The 22173-nt window shown below is 40.6% G+C and carries 18 protein-coding genes and 2 riboswitches; of the genes, 12 read left to right on the top strand and 6 right to left on the bottom strand.

Annotated features, from left to right (window positions below):
• Nucleotides 1–28: 28 nt before the first annotated feature.
• Complete coding sequence (locus tag BROSI_RS13000) at nt 29–1096, bottom strand: DUF362 domain-containing protein (protein ID WP_052564239.1); 1068 nt, start codon at nt 1094–1096, stop codon at nt 29–31.
• Between the two features lie 293 nt (nt 1097–1389).
• Between BROSI_RS13000 and BROSI_RS12995 the strand changes: the two genes are divergently transcribed.
• From BROSI_RS12995 to BROSI_RS12980, 4 genes are all read left to right on the top strand, one after another.
• A complete protein-coding gene (locus BROSI_RS12995; protein WP_052564238.1) occupies nt 1390–2940 on the top strand; it encodes a hypothetical protein in 1551 nt (516 codons plus the stop codon).
• Nucleotides 2941–3021: 81 nt separating this feature from the next.
• Entirely contained in the window at nt 3022–3678 is a 657-nt protein-coding gene (locus BROSI_RS12990) for a hypothetical protein (RefSeq protein WP_052564237.1), read from the top strand.
• A gap of 54 nt (nt 3679–3732) precedes the next feature.
• Nucleotides 3733–6261, top strand: coding sequence for a hypothetical protein (locus BROSI_RS12985; protein ID WP_052564236.1), 2529 nt, complete (start codon nt 3733–3735; stop codon nt 6259–6261).
• Between the two features lie 61 nt (nt 6262–6322).
• Nucleotides 6323–6880: a hypothetical protein gene (locus BROSI_RS12980; protein ID WP_052564235.1), complete on the top strand. Its 558-nt coding sequence runs from the start codon at nt 6323–6325 to the stop codon at nt 6878–6880.
• Nucleotides 6881–6999: 119 nt separating this feature from the next.
• Here BROSI_RS12980 and BROSI_RS12975 read toward each other — a convergent pair whose 3' ends face one another.
• The 5 genes from BROSI_RS12975 to mltA form a co-directional block, all read right to left on the bottom strand.
• Nucleotides 7000–7461, bottom strand: a complete 462-nt coding sequence (locus BROSI_RS12975) for a hypothetical protein (RefSeq protein WP_052564234.1) — start codon at nt 7459–7461, stop codon at nt 7000–7002.
• A complete protein-coding gene (locus BROSI_RS12970) occupies nt 7458–8246 on the bottom strand; it encodes a hemerythrin domain-containing protein (protein WP_230400735.1) in 789 nt (262 codons plus the stop codon). Before BROSI_RS12970 ends, BROSI_RS12975 begins: the two co-directional genes overlap by 4 nt.
• A 222-nt stretch (nt 8247–8468) precedes the next feature.
• Entirely contained in the window at nt 8469–10070 is a 1602-nt protein-coding gene (locus BROSI_RS12965; RefSeq protein ID WP_052564232.1) for a DUF11 domain-containing protein, read from the bottom strand.
• A 219-nt stretch (nt 10071–10289) separates the two neighbouring features.
• Nucleotides 10290–11906 carry a DUF11 domain-containing protein gene (locus tag BROSI_RS12960; RefSeq protein ID WP_052564231.1) on the bottom strand — a complete coding sequence of 539 codons (1617 nt, stop codon included), beginning with the start codon at nt 11904–11906 and terminating at the stop codon, nt 10290–10292.
• Between the two features lie 631 nt (nt 11907–12537).
• A riboswitch (cyclic di-GMP riboswitch) is annotated at nt 12538–12637 on the bottom strand.
• A gap of 54 nt (nt 12638–12691) precedes the next feature.
• Nucleotides 12692–13846 (bottom strand): murein transglycosylase A, encoded by a 1155-nt coding sequence (mltA, locus tag BROSI_RS12955; RefSeq protein ID WP_052564230.1) that lies wholly within the window; start codon nt 13844–13846, stop codon nt 12692–12694.
• A 226-nt stretch (nt 13847–14072) separates the two neighbouring features.
• Nucleotides 14073–14304, top strand: a riboswitch (cobalamin riboswitch).
• 294 nt (nt 14305–14598) lie between these two features.
• Between mltA and BROSI_RS12950 the strand changes: the two genes are divergently transcribed.
• The 8 genes from BROSI_RS12950 (at nt 14599) to BROSI_RS12915 (ending at nt 22143) form a co-directional block, all read left to right on the top strand.
• Nucleotides 14599–15369 carry an energy-coupling factor ABC transporter permease gene (locus tag BROSI_RS12950; protein ID WP_082059206.1) on the top strand — a complete coding sequence of 257 codons (771 nt, stop codon included), beginning with the start codon at nt 14599–14601 and terminating at the stop codon, nt 15367–15369.
• Complete coding sequence (locus tag BROSI_RS12945; protein WP_052564229.1) at nt 15344–15667, top strand: hypothetical protein; 324 nt, start codon at nt 15344–15346, stop codon at nt 15665–15667. The genes BROSI_RS12950 and BROSI_RS12945 overlap by 26 nt, the downstream gene beginning before the upstream one ends.
• A gap of 18 nt (nt 15668–15685) precedes the next feature.
• On the top strand, nt 15686–16474 hold the full coding sequence (gene cbiQ, locus BROSI_RS12940; protein WP_052564228.1) for a cobalt ECF transporter T component CbiQ: 789 nt from the start codon (nt 15686–15688) through the stop codon (nt 16472–16474).
• Nucleotides 16468–17328 carry an ATP-binding cassette domain-containing protein gene (locus BROSI_RS12935; RefSeq protein WP_052564227.1) on the top strand — a complete coding sequence of 287 codons (861 nt, stop codon included), beginning with the start codon at nt 16468–16470 and terminating at the stop codon, nt 17326–17328. The genes cbiQ and BROSI_RS12935 overlap by 7 nt, the downstream gene beginning before the upstream one ends.
• On the top strand, nt 17321–18418 hold the full coding sequence (cobD, locus tag BROSI_RS12930) for a threonine-phosphate decarboxylase CobD (protein WP_052564226.1): 1098 nt from the start codon (nt 17321–17323) through the stop codon (nt 18416–18418). Before BROSI_RS12935 ends, cobD begins: the two co-directional genes overlap by 8 nt.
• Entirely contained in the window at nt 18408–20003 is a 1596-nt protein-coding gene (locus BROSI_RS12925) for a cobyric acid synthase (protein WP_052564225.1), read from the top strand. Before cobD ends, BROSI_RS12925 begins: the two co-directional genes overlap by 11 nt.
• Before the next feature lie 145 nt (nt 20004–20148).
• Nucleotides 20149–20451 (top strand): GIY-YIG nuclease family protein, encoded by a 303-nt coding sequence (locus BROSI_RS12920; protein ID WP_052564224.1) that lies wholly within the window; start codon nt 20149–20151, stop codon nt 20449–20451.
• 150 nt (nt 20452–20601) lie between these two features.
• Nucleotides 20602–22143, top strand: coding sequence for a hypothetical protein (locus BROSI_RS12915; protein ID WP_052564223.1), 1542 nt, complete (start codon nt 20602–20604; stop codon nt 22141–22143).
• Nucleotides 22144–22173: the final 30 nt, after the last annotated feature.

Raw genomic sequence — 22173 nt, 5'->3', positions numbered from 1 at the left:
CCTCCCTCCTTTTTACACTTTTTCTGACTTACACATTGAGTTCTATAAAGTCAATAGTATCTTTGTCATAAACGCCCAATCCCTTTTTCCCTGCTGTGGAAATATGTCTGGCCTTTTGGAATACCGTCGGATAATTGTTTTCCTTACGTTTCCTGTCTATAATTTCAAGTCCTATCCTGTCAATTGCTACCGGATCGGTCCCAAAAAAGAGACGTTCCTCATTCCACATAGTCCATGTCTTCATACTCGCAGGGCCACCCTCAAAACAAGCCTGCAGTGCATCAACGATATGCAAACGCACCTTGTCTTTTATAACTGGATGCGCACAGACTTCTGCCGAGGCAGGGTCACAGAAGTATGGTGACGGATGGAATCTCTGTGTATTATTGATGGCACCAAAGGCCAGATTTTTGAGGCATAGGGTCACTCCCGCAATGCCGTGATCCTTCATAACCGGCACATTTACAATTGCCGTGACGTGCTGGGTAACAATGGTACTGAAAAGTGACCGTGCCCCATCGTCCTGCCGCAAGGCATAGTCGTCATCCAGTGATTCATAATATATTTTTTTGTCGTATCCGGCCGTTGGCTCGGTGCCATAACAACGAACCCCGCTGCTTCCCTGATTCAAGGGGAAACCAGCTGTTATAAGATGGTAACTAAAACGGTCCCAGATAATGATATTGTTATCCTTTACTCCGGCGGCTTTCAGGCCCATAATGATTTCGCTGATCACTTCAGGCCGTGTGGAGAGTTTTATCCCGCCGATAGGATTGATCTTAATACCCACAACATCATCGGGGGTAAAGAACGTTCGCCACGCATCGGCAACCGTTTTTTTGCCGGTAAGGGTAAACATCCCCTCGTTCATCATCCTCTGGACAACCTCAGATTCAGGTTTTCCTTTGCTCATAATTCCACTGCTTTTTATGGCAATTACCCTGCCTTTTCCAAATGCAGAAGGTTGATTATCTGCCCCAATTGCCCATTGCTGCAAACCCTCAAAGCTTCCGATCCCCAACCCAAGCCCGACGGCGCCAAGGGCAGAATGTTTCAAAAAGTTTCTGCGTGAGAGATGATAATCCTTTGTATCCATCGTTTTTCCTCCTCAAAAACGAACCGTCTGAATTTTTCATTGATTTTAGCCCAAAAAAACCTCTTGTCAAAGTATTTTAAGACAAGTTTTATTACTTACAAGGAATTTCATTGTTACTATCTTTTGGTCACCCACCAATTTCGCCGCAACGTCATCTCATCGGCGTAGAGGAATCGGATTTACGCTGATAACATCGGGCAACTCTTTCTTGTTGACAAACAACCTTTCTCTGATATTGTCTTGTTATGAACAGTGATAAATCTAGCAATACTCTTCAGAAAAGGAGGAAAACCATGCATAAGATGTTTAAGACATTTTTGCTGGTACAATTTATTGTAGCATTTATGGCATTGGGCTATGCGGTAGACACGGCACATGCCGGGAAAGGAATCCAGGAAGGTATCATCAAATTCAAACGCCCACAGGTACGAACACCGGAAGATATGGAGGCAACCGAAGCTGCCTTGCGGGAGGCTGGCAAAATGCCTGTCGTACCCAGGATACCTTTCAGGCCGACAATGGGCGAGATTGATTACAAGGCTGCAAAGGCTGCTGCGGCAGCAGAAACCGAGATCAACCACCCAGACGTGGAATCCTCAAAGGTACCACATGCCTCGTCAAATGTAAAAGGAGTCAACATAAATGGTGTTAACCAAACTGAAGCAGGTGGTGGACGTCCACCCGACACCCATGGTGCCGTTGGCCTCAACCACTTCGTAGAGGTAACCAATTCTCATGTCGATATCTTTCGAAAAAGTGACGGCGCACGGGTAAAGAGCGTTTCGCTGGCAAGCTTTTTCGGATACACCACTCAGACCCTATTTGATCCACGGTGTGTATATGATAGCGCTGAAGACCGCTGGATCATATCAGCTGAGGCATTCCAGGAGTCAGCCACCGTACAGCGCCATTTCGTCGGGGTCTCCGTAACCTCGGATCCGCTGGGGTCGTTTTACATTTATAACGGTGACATTAACTTCAAAAACAACAATGATTTCTGGGACTTTCCCCACCTTGGTATCGACAGCAAAGCGATTCTCATCACAGCAAACATCTTTGGGAGGATTTCATACCGTGAAACCAGGATGGTTGTGGCAGATAAATCCAGGCTTTACAATGGTTTGAGTGTCCGACTGAAGCTCTTCGCAGGGCTTAAAGGCACCCTTGCGCCTCCTATTGTGTTGGATAATAACGATAAGACATTCCTGGTCGCAGCAACGTCGAGTGGTGTAATAACAAAGTATACGCTGTCGTACCCGGGAGGCATTCCCACCCTCACCTCATCTATCATAAATGTGCCGGCATACAGCGTACCACCAAGTGCAAAGCAACCAGGCACCACCGAAACACTTGATACAAGCGATATGCGCTTCGTCAACGCAAGCACGCAGATCGGCAATTCGCTCTGGCAGGTTCACACGATAAACGTGAATGGTTTACCAAAACCGAAATTCTATGAGTTCAATACCGCAACGGATACGGTCATCCAGAGTGGCATCATCTCCGCATCCTCCACGTCGAATGACTGGAATGCATCGATTACAGCGAACGCCAATAATGATGTATATGTAACATGGTCATCTACCGACCCAAATACCGGTATAAACGCACAGGTCAGATTTTCTGGGCGACTGCACACTGACCCCATTAACACCATTTCGAGCGGCGACACATTGTTCACCAGTTCCACTTTTTATGACCCATCCAGCGATAGTCCTGAGCGATGGGGTGATTACTCGGCTGTAACCGTAGACCCCGAAGACCCACTGAGAGCGTGGATTGTCAATGAAAAGATCAACAGGTCTGCCGTGTGGGGCAGCCGCATCGGCGAAATTGGCTTCTAAGCAACATTTTGCATGCAACAGCAATTGGATGTTTCTGTTTAGAAATTCAATTCGACCCTTACATTACAGTGGAGCTGAATCATGAAAAAGGTAATAGTATTTATTTTGATGTTCCTTCTCGTTACGGGTTGCGCGAATAGCAGAGGGAAGAAGGTATCGATTGTACCAATGCTGGATAAACGATATAAAGCAATGCAGTCAATTCCATGCCATGCAGGGCTCTTTATTGAACCTTCGCTTCGTCATTTCAATCAGGAAGAATGGCAAACAAGCATGATTGTGGGAATACACCACTATGTATTTCCAATAGGGGAACCTCTGGCCAGAAGCATAGAAGAAATGACAAAGATGGTGTTTGACAAAGTTACTATTCTTAACGAATTACCCAACCGTGAATTGATTGAAAAAACAGGATTAGATGTGGTGCTGACTGTACAGCTGAAGGAATCAGAGTTGGACTTGATTGTTGAAGAATCAGCTTGGAGGGCCATTGGGAAACATTATCTATCGATCCAGGCCTCTTTGTCAGGTAAAAACCTCAATAAGATATTTGAAGATGAGTTCATTGCGGAGGGAAAGAATCTGGATTTAATCGATTTCGAAACAGAAGGAGGATGGTGGAAAACTGCAGGGCCCAAATATGGTCCTGCCGTTGAAGATTCAATCGAAAAGATTGTCTTTAAACTTGCACAAAGATTGATTGCATCCAGGGAACAAATAGAAACGGATATTCCATGAAAAATATTCAAAATTATTTTGACAGTTATGGAAAGTTTTATTACATTGTGGATTATGAAAACACAAATCTCTACAGCTAAAAATTATTTGTATGATCTGTTAAAAAAGAAATACCACACTTCTGAAATTATCCGTGCCCAAATACTCGAAATACAGGAAAAAATAAAAGATCGGGTGGTTAAAGAGCCGAGAAAATCTTTTGTCGTTAGATTTAAGGGGCAGGTCATTGGTGCTTCTTTTGAGAAAACCCTTAAAATTATTTCCAAACGCCTCTTTATTAAAGGCGAAATCGGCAGTATCAATACCTTTAAAGAACAAGGTTTTGTAGAAGCGAAAATGACCGCAACCCTTTCAGAGGTTGAGTCCCTTGTTCAATACCTTTCAAAACCCCATATTGTGTTGCACTGTAAAACGGGAATTGCAAAGGATGCAAGTAATTTATTGATTATTGACGAAGAAGAACAAAGCCAACTGGACGATTTCACACCGGATTATACTCACCGCAACTATATTACCCACGCAGAATCTCATGAAAAATATACAGGAAGGCTGGGTGATTATTTAGTTTTCAATGGATTACCCTTAACTTCAGAAAAAATTGGCAGGGAACTCAGATTCAATAAAATTGAAACGAAGAACAAGGTCTTTACGACTACGGGATTGAAAGAGATTTATTTAAATCTCCATTTTATTTCTTTGATCCTCAAGCTGGATTTAGAGCAACATTATTTAAAATTAAGAATCCTTAATTTCCAGGAAAATGACATTAAAATGGTTGAGGAAAAGATTGATGATCTAGGTTTCTTCGCCGACATTTTTAATCACATAGCCTCAAGGGATAATCCGTTATTGTCTAATGAAAGTTTATTCCTAGATTTGATGCGGCTTGAGCATATCATAGAAAAGAACAACTGGAAGGCTATCCCGGCTTATACAGGTTATATCTACTCAGCGGCAAACAGACTGAATGATCAATTTAAGCTCCTGGAAGAATACAACCTCTTTTTAACTTATGCAAACTGCATTGAAAAGTTTATTGCCAAGTTAACGAAAAAATTATCAAAACACAAATCAGATATTCATAGCGAGCAGGAAAATTTAACGGCAAATTATAATGAACTGAAGAAGCTGCAAATAGTTTCGAATCATCCGTTGTTGCAAAGTGATTACCAGGAACTATTGAATTCCTTTAGCAAGTTGCTTGCATACCTGGATTTTTTGACGATACGTAGTACGAACCCCAAAACAGCAGGCGGCATCCAAGATGTGATTAATCATACAGAAAAGTCATCAAAGAAATTTGGAGCAATTGTCAAAAAATGCATCGGGTCAATTTTTTCTGCAACAATCGAGATCTCCACAAAACCAGTTTTTCGGCAGGATCAAGCTTTAAAAACAGGCCAGGAAGAGGACGTTCAAAAACTCATAATTAAATTGAATGAAAATTTGGAAAGGTTATCTAAGTTAAAGACTGTTAGCGCCAGGGATGCCTTCTTGGAAGCGAGAAGGTGCGTGCCCCTGCTAACCAATTTGTCTGATATCCTTGACCAACTCAAGGAATTAATTAAGACTGTCGAGACAAAAAAAGATTTACAGGATCCGTTTGATGCGATTTTTACAAGATCAAACAAATTTGAAATTCTGTATAAAGAACTCAGTGACTGGGGATTATTAGAAACTTCAAGGGAACAAGAATTTGTTCGGAGAATAGTAAAGGACTTACAACAACTTCTGTTTGATAAGCCATTAAAGGAAAGCGCCTATCCGGAAATTATAAACAAGATTCATTCCCTGGAAGATTTTATTATAAGCAAAAATAAATCTGCTACCACTATTCTATTGAAACTAAATCAAAATCCCGTTTTTAGAACTATTATGGACATAAAAACAGGCCTTCAAAATATTATTGAAAAAGGTGCCCAAATCAGAAAAATCGATACCTTTAAAAATGAAATTGCGTTTTGTTCATATAGCGCAAAGGAATTGGAGGATTTTCTGACACAGATCGTAAACTTCCATGAAGAACTGAAAGATACCTGTTATTATAAAAATATATCGGAGTTTGAAGCCATAGAAAAAAAGTTCGATCAATTAATCGGTGAAGTCAAAGGCATTGACGACCTTATTTCATCGTACACTAGGAATAAGGATCAGAAGATATCCAGGGAACCGGATATTCATATCAACTATTTAAAAAGTTCCCAATTAGCGAGAAAAAATTTAGAAAAAGCAATTCTCCTTTTACAAAACCAAATTGCTCAAATCGATGGATTTATGCATGATATCGAAAACAATTTATATCGGCATTCTTTTATTCATTCAGGGGTTGCAACCAGTGTTCTTTTTGATCAGATAACCTATTTATTAAGCAATATCGATGTCAGGTTGATAGACTTGCCTAAATCAACAGAGGATATGTTTAAGGAAAGTGTAAGCACGATATTTCATTACCAGGTAGGAGAAACTTTTAAGGAACCAAAGCAGGAAGACATCGAAGTTTTAATGAAAGAAATTGACAAAAAAACGATTATCAGAGAATATCAACGTCAGGATAAGGCATCGCCTCATTTACATATAAGTTAATCTCTCCTCTTTTCACCATAACGATAATCATTCAGGGTGGATATAATACTTCTGTAAGAAAATGATATTCATAAGTTCCGTAAATATATCATATGAGAAACTTCCTTTGGTCGATCGTGCCTCGCCAAAAGTATTGAGTCGAAGGAACAGGGCAGAAAATCAGACATCACCAGATAGTATTGCGCAGGATGCAAAAGATGCAGAAACACTTATTAAGCTTGCAGGGGTGGATGTAAATCGGTCATTGAAAGATATCGCCAATGCCGATGAAAAGTATATGATCGAAACCCAACCTGGCAACGCAGATATCCATTCCAGACAAACTTCAGATGACAGTAAGAGGCAGAAAGGCATACGAAGACCGCATTACACACGCCTTTTCGTATTTGACAATACCCTTGTATTTCAAGCTGCCTGTTGCTTGCCCTTAAAGATCATTGCTGCAGGCCTTGATGGCAATCCTGTTTGTGGAAGGATTTTGTACAATAGTTATTCAGCAGAGGACGGTGGAAAATTAGTCTACGAGTTTCAGGGGAGAGGCGCTGAAATAATTATAGATCTCATGCGGGGAGAGAGCACAAGGGCCCAACGACTTATCTTCCGGGGAATGAAACAATAGACAGAGGGACAGGTTCAATCAATTGCTATTCTCTGGAAACGAATAACTACAAAAAAATTCCCTGGAAGAGATTTAATCTCCCCAGGGAATTTTTGATTCAACAGGGCATTCGTATGGTCTTAAATCCACTCTTCGGATAAAATATTGCCTTCCAGTCCGACAACTACCTGTTTCACCGGTATCTTACGAGAGGCCTTTTCGGCGCCTTCCTTGGCAATTTGGGCCAAACCAAAACAGCATGGAACCTGCATAATTATAACAGTCAGGGTGTTAATCTTTGCGTCATCAATCAATGATTTAATCTTCTCAATATAGACTTCCTGGTCTGAATCCAGTTTCGGACAGGCGATTCCGACACTCTTTCCTTTCAGATAATCTTTATGAAAATCACCGAGCGCAAAAGCCGTACAGTCTGCCGCTAGTAATACATCTTTACCCTGAAAATAGGGTGCTTGCGGAGAAACTAAATGCATCTGTATTGGCCATTGTCTTAGTTGAGAAGGGCGTTTTCCTGTTTCGCTACCCTCTTGATTCGCCTTTTCGCTAAAATCGATTGTTCTTGATCCTGGGCATCCACTCATTTTGTAACCTCCTGTAAAAATTTTTCTTCTAATTCAGCAATTAACTTTTCATACTTTCTTGGCAGTTCGTCGCCTACCGAGGCGTCTGCATCATTACACTTGCGGAACATTTCACCGACTTGGGTCGTGGATAACTGCCGGTCAATCCACGGATAAAGAATTTCATCCTCTTTTTTGATGTGCTGCGTTAATAAATCCCTGTAACCAAGGAGATGTTCCCTGATCTGGGCTTTATTCCCTTTTTCAGCACCCTCAACAACCTGCCTGATATGACCCCTTCCCGTATCATGGTCTTTATACATGATCAGGATAATCTCTGCTTTTTCGTCAACGTATTTAAACAATATATCTTCTTCCTTCATATGATGATATTTGTCAGCATACGTGCGAATAAAATCAACACAGCTTAAAATCAGTTCCTTATCCACCTTAATACTGCTCTCGACATAATCAACAATTACTGGAATTAAGGCCAAGAGCCGTTTGATCAATACATGTTCATCAACGAGCTTTTTAACAGGCGGAGAATAACTGATTTTTTTTGGAGATGATTTTTTGGTCGTATCCACTACAGGTTTGGAAACATTCCTATCCGGATAAATAGCTTTTTCTATTCTGTACATCAAGGTAGCTTCTTGCTCCGGATCGAGATTATGGATCCCTACAATATCCTTCAGAAGACAACTCCCGACTGAACAGGGAACACAGCCAATCCCATATTCATCCAGAATACGACCAACTTCCGGGCAGGCTTCGATGATATTCTTTATTTCTTTGTTTAACACATTGTCCAAAAATACCCTCCTTCTATTGATGGTTTTTTAGTAATAATTAAAATTAAACTCCTAATTTAGTTAAAATTATAGCTAATGAATATTATTTATGTCAAGCTATAATCTATGTTTCATCTTAACATTAACCTTCTGAGTAGATTTGATTTCATACCTCTAATCTCCCCATCTTTGCTGATTTGATAAACTTTTCCAGTACTAATTATTAAAACACCACTATTTATAGAAGTTTGTCGCCTCAGTCTCTTCAACTGGCCTTTTCAGACAATCCTCAATCATATTAACTTTAAAGCGAACATCCCCGGTATCTAATGCCTTAACAACGACTTTCCATGATGTGTTTGCCTTTGATGCGAGAGTAGGTAATGGATCAAAGGTTACCGTCTTGCCATCAACAGAGACTGTTCCGGTTGTAGGACCAGACGATGAGACATATTGCATTGTATCCTCTAGCATACAAACAACCTTTATATTAGTTCCTGTCTCAGAACCCTGATTGGTTACCGTAATTACATAAGTCTCGTTATCACCAACCTCGATTGGGTCTTCTACATCGATTACCTCAAGCAGGATTGCAGCAATACCCAACACTTGCGTGGTTGCTGACGCCGAAACTGGCGCTGCACAGACAGCCTTAACGGTAGCAATATTTTTTACTACACCAAGCCCCTTATCCTTCAGAGTCACACTAACTTTTCTTGAATCTCGTGGCTGCAAGGTTCCCAAATTCCATGTTACGGTATTACCAGCGAATATACCACCTTGGCTAGCACTTACAAAGGAAGCATTCCCCGGTATTATATCTTCAATGATTGCTGATGCCGCAGGCCCATCACCTTTATTGCTTACATCAATATTGTAAGTAATATTTCGGCCTGTATAAATCCTTTCTGGCCCTCTTTTTCTGATAGTAAGTAACGGTTGCTTTACAATAGTCGTGACAGTATTAGATTCTGCACGCAACCCACCTTCAGCAACAACTGTTGCGGTGTTACTAAACTTTCCTGTTTTGTCTGCCTTAACAGACAAGGCAATTTCTCTCGATTCTCCCGGCTTTAAAATACCAATTTCCTGAACTATGTCATTTTTACCATCCACCGTCCTCAATCCGGGAGCTAACGAATCTTTTATCTGCAAATTTTGCGCAACACCCGTGCCCGTATTTGTTACCACCAGGTTTATTGGTATTGTATCACAAAGCAAAACCTCTTTCGGAGCGCTCTTGGCAATAGTTAATTTTGGTTCCACGGCATTTGTTATATTACAAAGTGGCGGTAAGTTATATGCCACATCTGTACAAAACGGCACATCCCCGGTTTCCAGGGGCACGCCGGTAATCCGTATTGTCTTCGTCTCTGCCGGATTTAAATCTCCTATAGACCATTTTGCCATGCCCTCTCTGGCCTCCTTCTCCACCTTTGGAATAGAACCTCTTAGATCATACTTATGGGAAAAAGTCTCGGTGACTTCAACATTTTTTATTTTTTCGCCAGTATGATTAGTAATTTTAATGGTATAATTAAATAATTTACCAACCTGGATTTCAGCGGGCGCATCCTTTTCTATAGAAACAACTCCATACTCTTTCCTGCTTGTAGAAAATATTTTATCAGTTTCACTTGTTTCATAAACCGCTTTTGTCTCACCGCGTTGATGCATGCTTTCATGTCTGTATCCTGGTTCATTCTCTACATGCCCGTGGTAATACGGCGGTTTATCATGTATAAAAGCACCTTCTTGATAACGACAACCATACATACAAGACGTGCCCATGAGAATCAAAAGCAACAACGTATAACATCTTTTCCAGTAACCCATACTTTACTCCTTTCGAAGGCTTATTGAGCACCTATGAAAAATAGAAACTCATACTTTTACAAAAAAAGAAAGCCGGTGCGACAGTAAAGCGCCCCGGCTTTCCTTAAATAATTTACTGAATTTCGTAACTACACATCATGGAGACTCAAACTTCATTTCAGTTCAAACCACCCTATCTGATAAGTCCGTGATTTGAATTCAGTACTTTACTCATAAACATTACTTATAGAAGTGTGTAGCCTCAGTCTCTTCGACAGGTCTCGTCAGGCAATCCTCACTCATGGTAACTTTGAAACGGGTATCTCCTTCACTTAATGCCTTAACAACAACATTCCAAGTTGCTTTTGCCTTTGATGCAAGGGTTGGCAAAGATTCAAAGGTTATCGTCTTGCCGTCCGCAGAGACTGCCGCATTTGTCGGTCCAGAAGAAGATACATATTGCATTGTATCCTCAAGCACGCAGGTAACCTTGATGCCAGTACCCGTCTCAGAACCCTGATTGGTTACTGTAATTACGTAAGTCTCGTTACCACCTACCTCAATTGGATCCTCCACATCGATTACTTCAAGCAGGATTGCAGCAATACCCGATACTTCAGTGGATGCCGATGCGGACACTGCCTCAGCGCAGTTAGCCTTTACCGTTGCCGTGTTTTTCACTACACCAATATCTCTTGGTGTAAAAGTCACACGAACCTTCCTTGAATCCTGCGGCTGTAAGGTTCCCAAATTCCATGTGACTATGCTACCTGACATCATAGCTCCTTCGGTTGCGCTTGCAACTGATGTGTTTGCAGGTATAGCATCCTCAATAATCGTTGCAGCCGCCACTCCATCACCCTCATTCGTTACAACAATATCGTAACTGATATTGCGTCCCAAAAATACCTTATCAGGTCCGGTTTTTGCGATCGTAAGCACCGGCTGTTTTACTGTGGTTGTGGTTGTATTGGATTCTGCACTTAAACCACCTTCTGCAACTACCGTCGCACTATTGTTAAACGTACCTGTCTTTTCTGCCTGAACCGTTAATGTTACCTCTCTCGACTCTCCAGGTTTTAATGAGCCAACGTCTAACTCTACATCAGTTTTACCATCCTGAGCCTTCAGGCCTTGTGGCAATGATTCCCGAACCTTAACATTGGTCGCAAGTCCTGTACCCGTGTTGGTTACCACAAAAGTCACTGGTATCATATCGCAGAGCAGAACTTCAGATGGTGCACGCTTGGCAATAGTCACCTTCGGTTCCGTAATAAGCGGATCCAAACAGAGTTCCGGTAATTTATATGTCACATCAGTACAGAATGGCATATTTCCGCTTTGCGTCGGAACACCGCACACATGAATTTCTTTCGTCTCCTCAGGCCCAAGCTCTCCGAGGAACCATTTTGCCACACCCCCGCCGCTTCCGCTTCCCATTTCAGGATCAGAACTTTTTATCTCAAAATTCTTTGGAAGGGTCTGAACAACTTCAACATCTTTAACTTTTCTCTTGGTAAGGTTAGTAGCTTTTACCGTATAACAGTATTCCTGACCAACACGCCCAGAGCATGGCCCCATTTTTTGCAGATAAACTACACTGCAACAATCCTTGTCATTTGTGGGATACGCCCCATCTGTAACACACATGTCTGATTTTGGTGGTTCTGGCTCATGAACATGACCACGCAGATGCCTTGGTGGTGGTTCCCCTTCAACATGTCCATGATAGTGTGGCCCTTTCTCTTTCTCATGATCAACACCAGTTTCAAATTTAAAAGTTCCGCACCCGTAAAGAGTAAATGCCAGAATGCCAGAAATAAATAACGATTTATACATCTTATTCTTCCCTCCCATCTAATCCTCCTTTTCTAAAATAAGGGTCTTACGATCTTCAGCACGAATGCATCTCAATTATAGCTAAATACATGGTTAATGCGGATACACGGATTGCCTTTTTGATTATTGATAATAAAACCTTGCTGCAAAAAATATTTATTTATGAAACACCTTCAACCGTAAGGCTGTCTTTCCTATCCCACATCCCTGTAAGTAAAAGACCCTTTAACTCGCTTCCCCTAATTGCTCAGGGCTCGCCTTTTTCTTAACATTCGCTAAAACTTATTCTGAAAATTAAACTGATGCCTTTTTTCGTAGTATTATGAAATGCACAAATTACATTCCACTAATTCACTTAATGATCAAAATATTAAACACCATGCCTTTTTATTAATTTGAGCAAACTGGAGCATCCTGAATTAATATTTACGTAATAGGCTTAATCACAAACACTTATGTTTATTGTAATGATTAAAAAATCAAAGAGATTTTTCATGATTTTCCATAAAAAATTTCTTTTATATCTTCATTCCTTCTTTACTTTTTTGCAAATTTGTCTAATACATTAGACAAATTGTTTTATATTTTTAGATTCTTTTTTAGTTTTGTTTATTTACTGGATAAAAAAAGCCTTACTACTAAAATATCTTTTGGCAGTAAGGCTATCTTTATTGTCCTAGCTTCCCGTGGTGGGTAAAGACCCTTTTCCTTTGCGCCCCCTGATCACCCAAGGTTTGCCTTTTTCGCTATAGTTTATTAACAAAAAATATTTAGATTGTCAATAAAATTATTTGCGAAGAAATCTATCGCCTCAGGAGATAATAGAGCTGACCGAAGGTATTCAAATTCCCCGCCTCATACATGGCCTGGTCTCCAATCCCAAAATACACATCGGCTCTGGCTGGAGTTTGTATCGCACTTCCTGTATCCTGATCCAGAACAAAGAAGGATTTTCCTGCCTCACTCTTCCCCTTTTCCCAAAACTTCCAGGTCTTCTTCGCCTTCTTTGGTTCTATAACAGAAAAGGCAAGTCCACCTGCAGGAAAGACTTTCTTATCGGTAGCAATACTTCTCATCGGGGTGACAGGTACGCCTATGGAACCATACGGGGTAGCGTAATTGACTCTTTTGAAAAAGATAAAGCGATCATTTTTCCTGAGATAATAATCCAATTCATTGGGATGTTGTTCAAAGTAGTTGATAAGCGTAGAAAGGGTTAATTCCTCTTCGGGAATCTTGCCATCCATGACCAACATGCGTCCAATACTGTTGTATTTGTGTCCCGAGTCTGCCCCATATCCCACATAGACCATCTCTCCCGATGGCAATTTGATTTGCCCTGATCCCTGAACATGGATAAGATAGGCATCTAATTTTGATTTCAGATAGGCAATTTCATTTCCTTTTAAGAGGCCACGTTCCTCAATTTCACGTCGTGTATAATAAGGTTTTTTAAAGTCGGATGGTATTTTATAAAGAGGGTAACGAAATTCCCCGGTTAGCGTAAGACTTCCATCATAAATAGGTGTTCCATAACCGGTAAAATGCACCTGACCCTCATAAGCTTTTCCAATAGCCTGAAAAACCCTGAAATTTTTAATAATAAAATCGTTGAGTTCCTCGGCGTCTCTGCAACGAAGGAAACCCTCTCGAAAGAACTTCAAGGTATCTTCCAGACTTTCATGTGAAAAACCTGTCATATGAAAACCATATGGATTGGCCTTAACCCTTTTAAAATAGTCGAGACTGTTATCTATCGAACTCAACAGGGAGTCTCTGCTATAATCATCCTGAAATTTGGGAAGTTGATTGGGGTCTGTAATCTCTACAAGGGTATCCCCGGATTCTCGAGGCACCAGGAGAGGTCTCTTCTTAAACATTGCACAGCCTGATCCCATCATAGCAATGAGAATTGCAGTGAGAAGAAAAACCGTACGGACGTTCTTTTTTAATCCCATGTGAATCACACCCCCTTTATCAAGAAAATTACCCAAAAGTCCAAATCTCAAACCATCACAAACTGTTCCGTTTAGGCGGTATTTTATATTTCTCATCACAGAGAATCAAAGGAAAAATGAGGAACTTTGAGAATTACACTCCTTATTACTGAAAAACATTTAATTTGACAAGCAGTTGGTGTATAAAGTAAAATTGTCTGGTCATAAGGAAGTTTGCTCTTTTTAGTCAATAAAATTAATTGCAGGTGTTTCTCCCGCAAACAATGTGGGCGTTAAAAGGGAATCCATATCTTGTTTTTATACAAATGAGATGAGGAGCGGACCCGCCGCTGTAACCGGGAACGAAAGTCACAATACCACTGGAAAAGCCGTTTAAACTATTCAAACAGCTTTCTGGGAAGGGGTGGCCGGTAGGATGATCCGGGAGCCAGAAGACCTGCCTGTAATTACTTCACGTAGTCTTCGATGGTAAAGAAGGTGAAGGGTATAAACCGCCAATTTCGCTAATTACACAGATATATGTGAAAATGCGTCCTGACAGTTGAGCCCCCCAGCAGAGAAAACTAATATCTTCAGAGAATGGCAAGCCAAATTACCTTTCGTTAGTTTTTCTCTGAATTCTCCGCACTGTGGTAAACTATCACGGAATTTTTTCTGTGCCATTTATGAAATCCGCGGTCTGAAAGTTTTTCAAAAAAAACCCATGTCATCCCTATCGGAGACATGGGTTTTTTTGTTTTAGGAAAGGTGCAATGTCAAGGACACTACTATTCATTACCTTCATTTTTTTTACATCATTTTTTGCATTAGAAAATGTAGTATATGCCATGCATATTACCGAAGGAATTTTACCTCCCAAATGGGTTTTTACATGGTTTGCGGTATCACTGCCTTTTGTAGGGATTGGAACGTATCACCTAAAACGAAGGAAAAAGAGGGTGCCAAGTTTTCTGCCTATGGTGGGTATGCTTGGAGCGGCGGTATTTGTATTCTCCTGTTTTCCCATCCCGGTTATTGCCCTGAATGGAATGGCTACTTCTCATCCGTGTGGCACAGGCATGAGCGCTGTGTTGCTGGGTCCTTTTGTTAGCGTGCTGGTGGCAGCCATTGCCTTACTGATTCAGGCCTTGTTTCTCGCTCATGGGGGGCTAACTACGCTGGGTGGAAACATATTTTCCATGGGTATTCTGGGCTCATTTTCCGGATATTTTGCATTCAAAATAGCATACCGATGCGGATTGCCACTATTTTGGTGCGGGTTTCTTGCCGGCATGGCCTCTGATTTACTTACCTATTTAGGCACAGCTCTTGAGCTGGGACTTCTTGTGGTAGGAAAAGGAGGGTCATTCTTGAACGCCACTGCAGAAATTTTTTTGGTGTTCATGATGACATCACAGGGAATTTTATGTGTCGTTGAGGGCGCCGTGGTGGGATTTGTGCTGGTCTTTGTTTATAAACGGAGACCGGGTATTTTGCTAACCCTTGGGGTAATACGAGATGATACAAAATCCATTCAGCCATAAGACAAATATCTTCTTTATTGTTTTTCTGATTTCATCTGTGCTCTCCACTGCATTATTTGCAGAAGAACGTTCGGAGAATGCTGATATGCCTGCAGCACAAACAAACGAAGAAGAGGCATGGACCGGCATTGATATAAGCATTGTGGGTAAATATGCTGCCAAGTACGGCTACCCACCCCGTGACCCTTATATCAATACCGCCCAGGGTGATTTGCTCCTTTTTGTGTTTACCTTTGCAGGGGTAATTGGCGGGTTTGTTATCGGATTTAATGTACGAAAACTTTTTTATGAAAAATAGACAATAATTTAGCGCCTTATGGCATTTTTCCATCACACATTTTCTGATATGTACGCCCGCCAGAACAACTGGCTGACAAGGGTTGACGTAAGGGTAAAGCTGTTCTACGTCATTTCGCTGCTTGCAATAAATCTATGGGCAAAAAATATATGCATCCCGTCACTTTTCCTTTCCGTATCTTTCATCCTGCTCCTTTCTGTAAAAATTCCTCTTATAGCAATCCTTCGAAGCATGCTTCTGCCGGTATTGTTTGCAATGTTAATCCTGATTATAAAAGGGCTGCATGAGGGACAAACAGCGTGGCTGTCCTTTTCAATTGCAGGATACAATATACTATTGAAAGAAGAAGGACTGCGGAGTGGATTTTATACCTGCAGCAAGGTGATGGGAGGTATTTCATTACTCATGCTATTTTCCTTTACCACAACAATAAGTCTGCTGTGTGCGGGTCTAAAATGGTTTCATGTACCAAACACCATAGTCGAACTGCTGGCCTTTATCTATCGATATATCTTCCATCTCTTAGATGAAGTATCTACCATGTGGACCGCTCAAAAATCGCGCTTAGGCCATACCTCGTGGAAAAAAACAATAAAATCCCTGGGAATATTAGGCGGATTGCTTATCATCCGTGCCTTCGAAAGGGCAGAACGAACCTATGAAGCGATGTATGCCAGAGGTTACGAAGGCGGTGGCATATTGACGGTTAACCTATCGTCATGGAATAAAAAAGATTACACGCTCGTCATAGGAATGGTCATTATTTTACCCCTGTTTGTCTATATGGGAAAGATGCAGATATGGTGATACTACAAATTAACAATGTTCAGTACCGGTATCATGACGGAACACATGCGCTGCATGGTGTTTGTTTGGACATCTTGAAAGGAGAATTCTTAGCCATACTCGGTCCAAATGGGTCCGGCAAGACAACGCTGTTAAAACACCTCAACGGCTTACTAAAACCAATGGGAGGAGAACTCTTATTAGAACAAAAGCCTCTGGCTCAATATACATCAAAAGAGATATTTCAGAGAGTAGGAATTGTATTCCAGGACCCAAACGATCAGTTGTTTGCCCCGTCTGTTTGGGAGGATGTAGCCTTCGGGCCCATGAATCTTGGGTTGTCAAAGAATGAGATTGCACATCGGGTGGATGAGGCATTGTCATTGGTAGGTATGAAGCCTTATGCAAGGAAAACCGTCGATGCCCTGAGTTTTGGACAAAGGAAGCGGGTTTGTATTGCAGGAGTCCTGGCAATGAGACCCGAGGTGCTTGTTTTGGATGAACCCACATGCGGTCTTGACCCTGTTGGTGTTACTTCTCTTATGGTACTGCTAAGAGAATTAAACAACAAGTATGGTATTACTGTCATTATGGCAACAAATTCCGTTGATTTAGTACCAGTCTACATGGACCGTTTAGCAATTATGTACCATGGTGATATCCTCAGAGCAGGGACCCCTGAGGATATATTTTCAAATGCGATGGAAATAAAACACGCTTGTTTGGAGCTTCCACAGATTGCCCAGTTAATGCAACTACTCAGAGATGAAGATAATCTTCCTATGGATGCCCTGCCTCTTACTGTTGGAGAAGCAAGAAAATTTTTGATATCCAGGCTAAATGGGATGCATTTTTTAGCGAAAAACCATGTTTAAAGGTCACGGCGGAAATATAAAGCATACTATTCGTCAATTACCTTGTAGCGCTGGCAAACGGAAGGGAAGCAACGGGATACTCGACTTTAGTGCAAGCATTAATCCTCTGGGATACCCAGAAAACGTTCGAAAAATCATCTGGAAGAATTTCGACGATATTTTGCATTATCCCGATATTGATTGCTCCAGCCTGAGGAAATGTATTACCCAAAAAATCAGGCATTCAGAAGACGAAATCATCGTAGGAAATGGCTCAACAGAGTTGTTTTATTTAATCCCCCGTGCAATAAAACCAGCCAAAGGGATTATTTTCCAGCCTACCTTCAGCGAATTTGCTGAAGCGCTGAAATGCAGCCACGCAGAGGTACTTCATACTATGCTGATGGTGGAAGAAGATTTTTGTTTTACCTATCGAGAAGACCATTTTGATGACAAAAAAGCAGAGATGGTCTTTCTGTGTAATCCCAACAACCCTACAGGGCAACTGGTAGAAAAGACCGTCATAGTAAATATGGCAAGGCAACATCCGGATATAATATTCGTTGTGGATGAGGCATTTATGGATTTTGTTGATACACCGGAAAGATACAGTGTTATCAATGATGCTGGTACAGTGCGTAATTTAATTGTAGTCAGATCACTTACAAAATTTTATGGCTTTCCCGGCTTGAGGATAGGATATCTTGTTGCCCATGTGGATTTAGTAAAAAAAATGACGGAATACAAGGAACCGTGGTCTGTGAATACTTTAGCCCAATATGCTGCAAGGGTCGCTATAGAAGACGAAGAATTTATTTCGAGAAGCAGAGAATTTATGCTACAGGAGCGATTGTATTTATTCAACGAATTAGCCGATATTCATGGGCTTTTGCCTTACAAACCAACGGTCAATTATATCTTTATCAAAATAAATAGAGTCGGTATGACTTCTCCTTTGCTACGTGAACGACTATTGGAGTATGGTATCGCCATTCGCGATTGTTCAAATTTTATGGGGCTTAATGATAAGTATTTTCGAGTAGCGGTAAGGACAAGGGATGAAAATATGCGGCTTATTGCTGCATTGAAAAACATAACATATGACAAATAGATCCATCATGATACAGGGTACGGGTTCGCATGTGGGCAAGAGTATTCTCGTATGTGCCCTGTGCCGTATCTTGAAACAGGACGGTTATAGGGTTGCACCGTTTAAAGCGCAGAATATGGCCTTGAATTCCTTTGTGACGAAAGACGGAAAGGAAATGGGAAGGGCGCAGGTGGCGCAAGCGGAGGCAGCGGGAATTGAGCCTATGGTCGAGATGAACCCCATACTCCTTAAACCCACAGGTGACTGTGGTTCACAGGTTGTTATCATGGGTAAGCCAATAGGGAATATGACTGCCAGGGAGTATTATCAGAAGAAGGGTGAATTTATTTCGATCATAAAAGGCGCTTATGATACGTTAAGAAACCGGTTCGACATTATTGTTATTGAAGGGGCAGGCAGCCCGGCTGAGATAAACCTGAAAGATGACGATATCGTCAATATGGGTATGGCAAAAATGGCATCGGCCCCTGTATTGTTGGTAACAGATATTGACCGTGGCGGTGCCTTTGCATGGATTGTCGGGACATTAGAATTGTTAACAGCAACTGAGAGAGACAGGGTAAAGGGGATTGTGTTTAATAAATTCCGGGGAGACAAAGGCATATTACAGCCAGGATTGGATATGCTGGAAAACCGTATCAATAAACCTGTTCTCGGTATCATTCCTTACATTCACAATCTCAGCATCGATGACGAAGATTCCGTTTCACTTGAGTATTCGGGCAACAATGATAGGGATCAGGGATCAGGGGTCAGGGGTCAGAATACAGGAGACAAGGCCTTGACCCCCGACTCCCGACTCCCGGCTTCTTTCATCGATATTGTTGTAATCAAATTACCCCGTATATCAAATTTTACCGATTTCAATATATTTACCCATGGAAAAGATGTCAGAGTGAGATTTGTGGATAAGGCTGAAAATATTGGCAAGCCGGACTTGCTAATTATCCCGGGTACAAAAAATACTATAGGGGATTTAATCTTTTTGGAAGAAAGGGATATTTCTGAAGAAATCAAAAATCTATCAATGTGCGGAACGATGATTATGGGTATTTGTGGCGGATACCAGATGTTAGGAAAGCAGATCAATGACCCGTATCATGTCGAATCGGCAACGGACAGTATTCAGGGCATGGGTTTACTAAACACCGTAACTACCTTTGCCAGGGAAAAACAGACCTATCAGGTAAAGGCGTCCCTGCTTGATCATGAAAATTTGTTTCATGTCAATGATGAGTTAGCGGGCTATGAAATTCACATGGGAGATACGATATTTAACGGACATAAGGCTCTTAAGCCTTTTGCAAGGATTACCGAACGGGCTGGAAAAACAGTGAACATACTGGATGGCTGTGTTTCTGCCGATGGCAAGGTGCTGGGTACCTATATACACGGTATCTTTGATAACGACGAATTCCGGTTAAAGCTCATGAATTGTCTCAGGTCAAAAAAGGGATTGGAACCGTCTCGTGAATGTCATGTGGGTTTTAAAAGCATAAAGGAGCAAAGATACAATAAATTGGCCGACATTGTTCGTGAGAATATGGACATGAATACAGTCTATAATATATTGAAATTATCCTGAATTTAACATTTAGAAAATTAAAAAAATGACAACGAGGCATATTTGATTTAACATTTCTGCATTTTTTGCTGTGTCATTCCGAACTTGTTTCGGAATCTGGAGTTTTTGATAAATTCCGGCTAAACCTATTTTCTGGAATAGCACAATGTCCAATTTTACCAGAGAATCGAGGGAGTATTTTGTTTACATTCTTACAAACAAATCGAATGAAGTTTTTTACATCGGGGTTACAAATAATCTTAAGCGCAGAATGTACGAACATAGAAATAAATTGGTAGCTGGATTTACAAAGAAATACAACATTGCGAAATTAGTATATTTTGAAGTAACGAATGATATTTACAGTGCTATAAAAAGAGAAAAACAATTAAAGAATTGGCATAGAGATTGGAAAATAAATTTGATAAATACCTTTAATCCAGGTTGGAGAGATTTGAGTGAGTGTTGAACTTGTTTTAATTGGAATAAGTTGGAGATGCTGAAATAAATTCAGCATGACAAGTTCACAATCTCATTCCAAGTTAATTCTTGAAATTGATTCAGGCTATCTGGTTTTACGTCTCTTTAAAGACTGAAACAAACGAGGTAGATACAAAAAATGAAATTCAATAACTACGTTTGGAATATTTACAAGAAGTCAAAACAAGGACAAGAAGCAATTAACCGCTTTAAAAATCTCGGGACGAGAAGATTTCTAAGAGAATTAGCAACTGATGACTTTGAAGAATATAATGTCGAAATCCACGAAAAGTATGTCAAGGAAATCGGGGCCGAAACAATCCCTTTTCATATTACTACGGTAGTTAAGGATTATGCCTCGAAGTATAAGTTTAAAAATTTTGAGAAAGCAGCCAATTTCTATGAATCAATTGTCAATAAAGGGATACCTCTTATTGAGAAAAATAGAAAAGGAAAACTGGTTAAACTTTGTGATTTTGGTGGACAAGAAAGCCCGAATGATTTCTATAATTGTGTTGAGTATGTCTCTTTTGGACTATTCTTTGCTCACCCTGAATATTTTATTCCATATAGATTTCGCACCCGGTTTCATATCTTTCAAGAAATTTGTCAGGAATTCAATATCCCAATTCCCGCTATTCCTGGGAAATATGATAAGAATGAAAGAAGTTTGTACTATACCAAGATAAACCAGTCTTTGTATGAGTTTCGTACAATGTATGGTCTTAGTCCATATGAAATGTGTGCTTTTTTATATGATTTTGCATCGAATTTTATTAAAGATGCACAGAATGAAGAACTTCCCGATCCTTCAAAAGTATGGTTAATCTTAGCGGGGACATGGGATTTTGATTTTTTAGATAAAGCTACACAAACGTCAACCAATCAATGGGGTGGCAATATTGCAACCCGGCGTGGCGATATTTTACTTATGTATGAAGTTTCACCAAGAAGCTGTATTCAAACTATTTGGCGAGCGAGTTCGGATGGTTTTATTGATCCATTTTTTCATTGGCATGGAACTGTCTGGATATGTTCTCCAATTAGGACAGTTCCTGTTACTTTCAAAGAAATGAAAGAACATCCACTTTTATCAAAAAAAGCGGCAATTAAAGGACATTTACAAGGTCCTAGCGGAAAGCCTTTTTCGGTAGAAGAATATCAAGCGATACATGACATAATGAAACGCAAGGGACAAGATATCTCTCTATTGCCTAAGATTGACGTTATAGATTATCTGCCATCAGTAGAACTGGAGGACGAACGTTCTGTTGAAATTAATCTTATCGAGCCTTTCTTAAAAAAACTTGGCTATCGTGGGAATGATTGGATTAGGCAGATGCCCATAAAAATGGGGCGGGGAGAACGAAATTATCCCGACTATGCATTTGGTGCTAATCCAAAAAGAGGTGAGGAGTTCGCCAAAATGATTTTAGAATCAAAATTTCAATTAAGCACACATCGGGAATTTAGTGGTGCATACTATCAAGCAAAATCATATGCCCTGAGATTACAGGCAAAAATGATGGTACTAGCTTCTAAAGAAGGATTGTGGGTTTTTCCACGAGAAAAAGACACCTTTGGTCTTAACAACAATATACACAAAAATTGGAATGAGTTGAACCATCCAGATATTTTTCATGAAATAATGTTAAGAATAGGGCGCAAGAATATTTTGTAAAATTTACCGAAAAAAGACAAATACACTGAC

Source organism: Candidatus Brocadia sinica JPN1 (assembly GCF_000949635.1).
In the GTDB taxonomy this organism is placed as follows: Bacteria; Planctomycetota; Brocadiia; order Brocadiales; family Brocadiaceae; genus Brocadia; species Brocadia sinica.
Note: the sequence above shows the minus strand (reverse complement) of the source record. Positions and strands in the feature narration are given on the sequence as shown.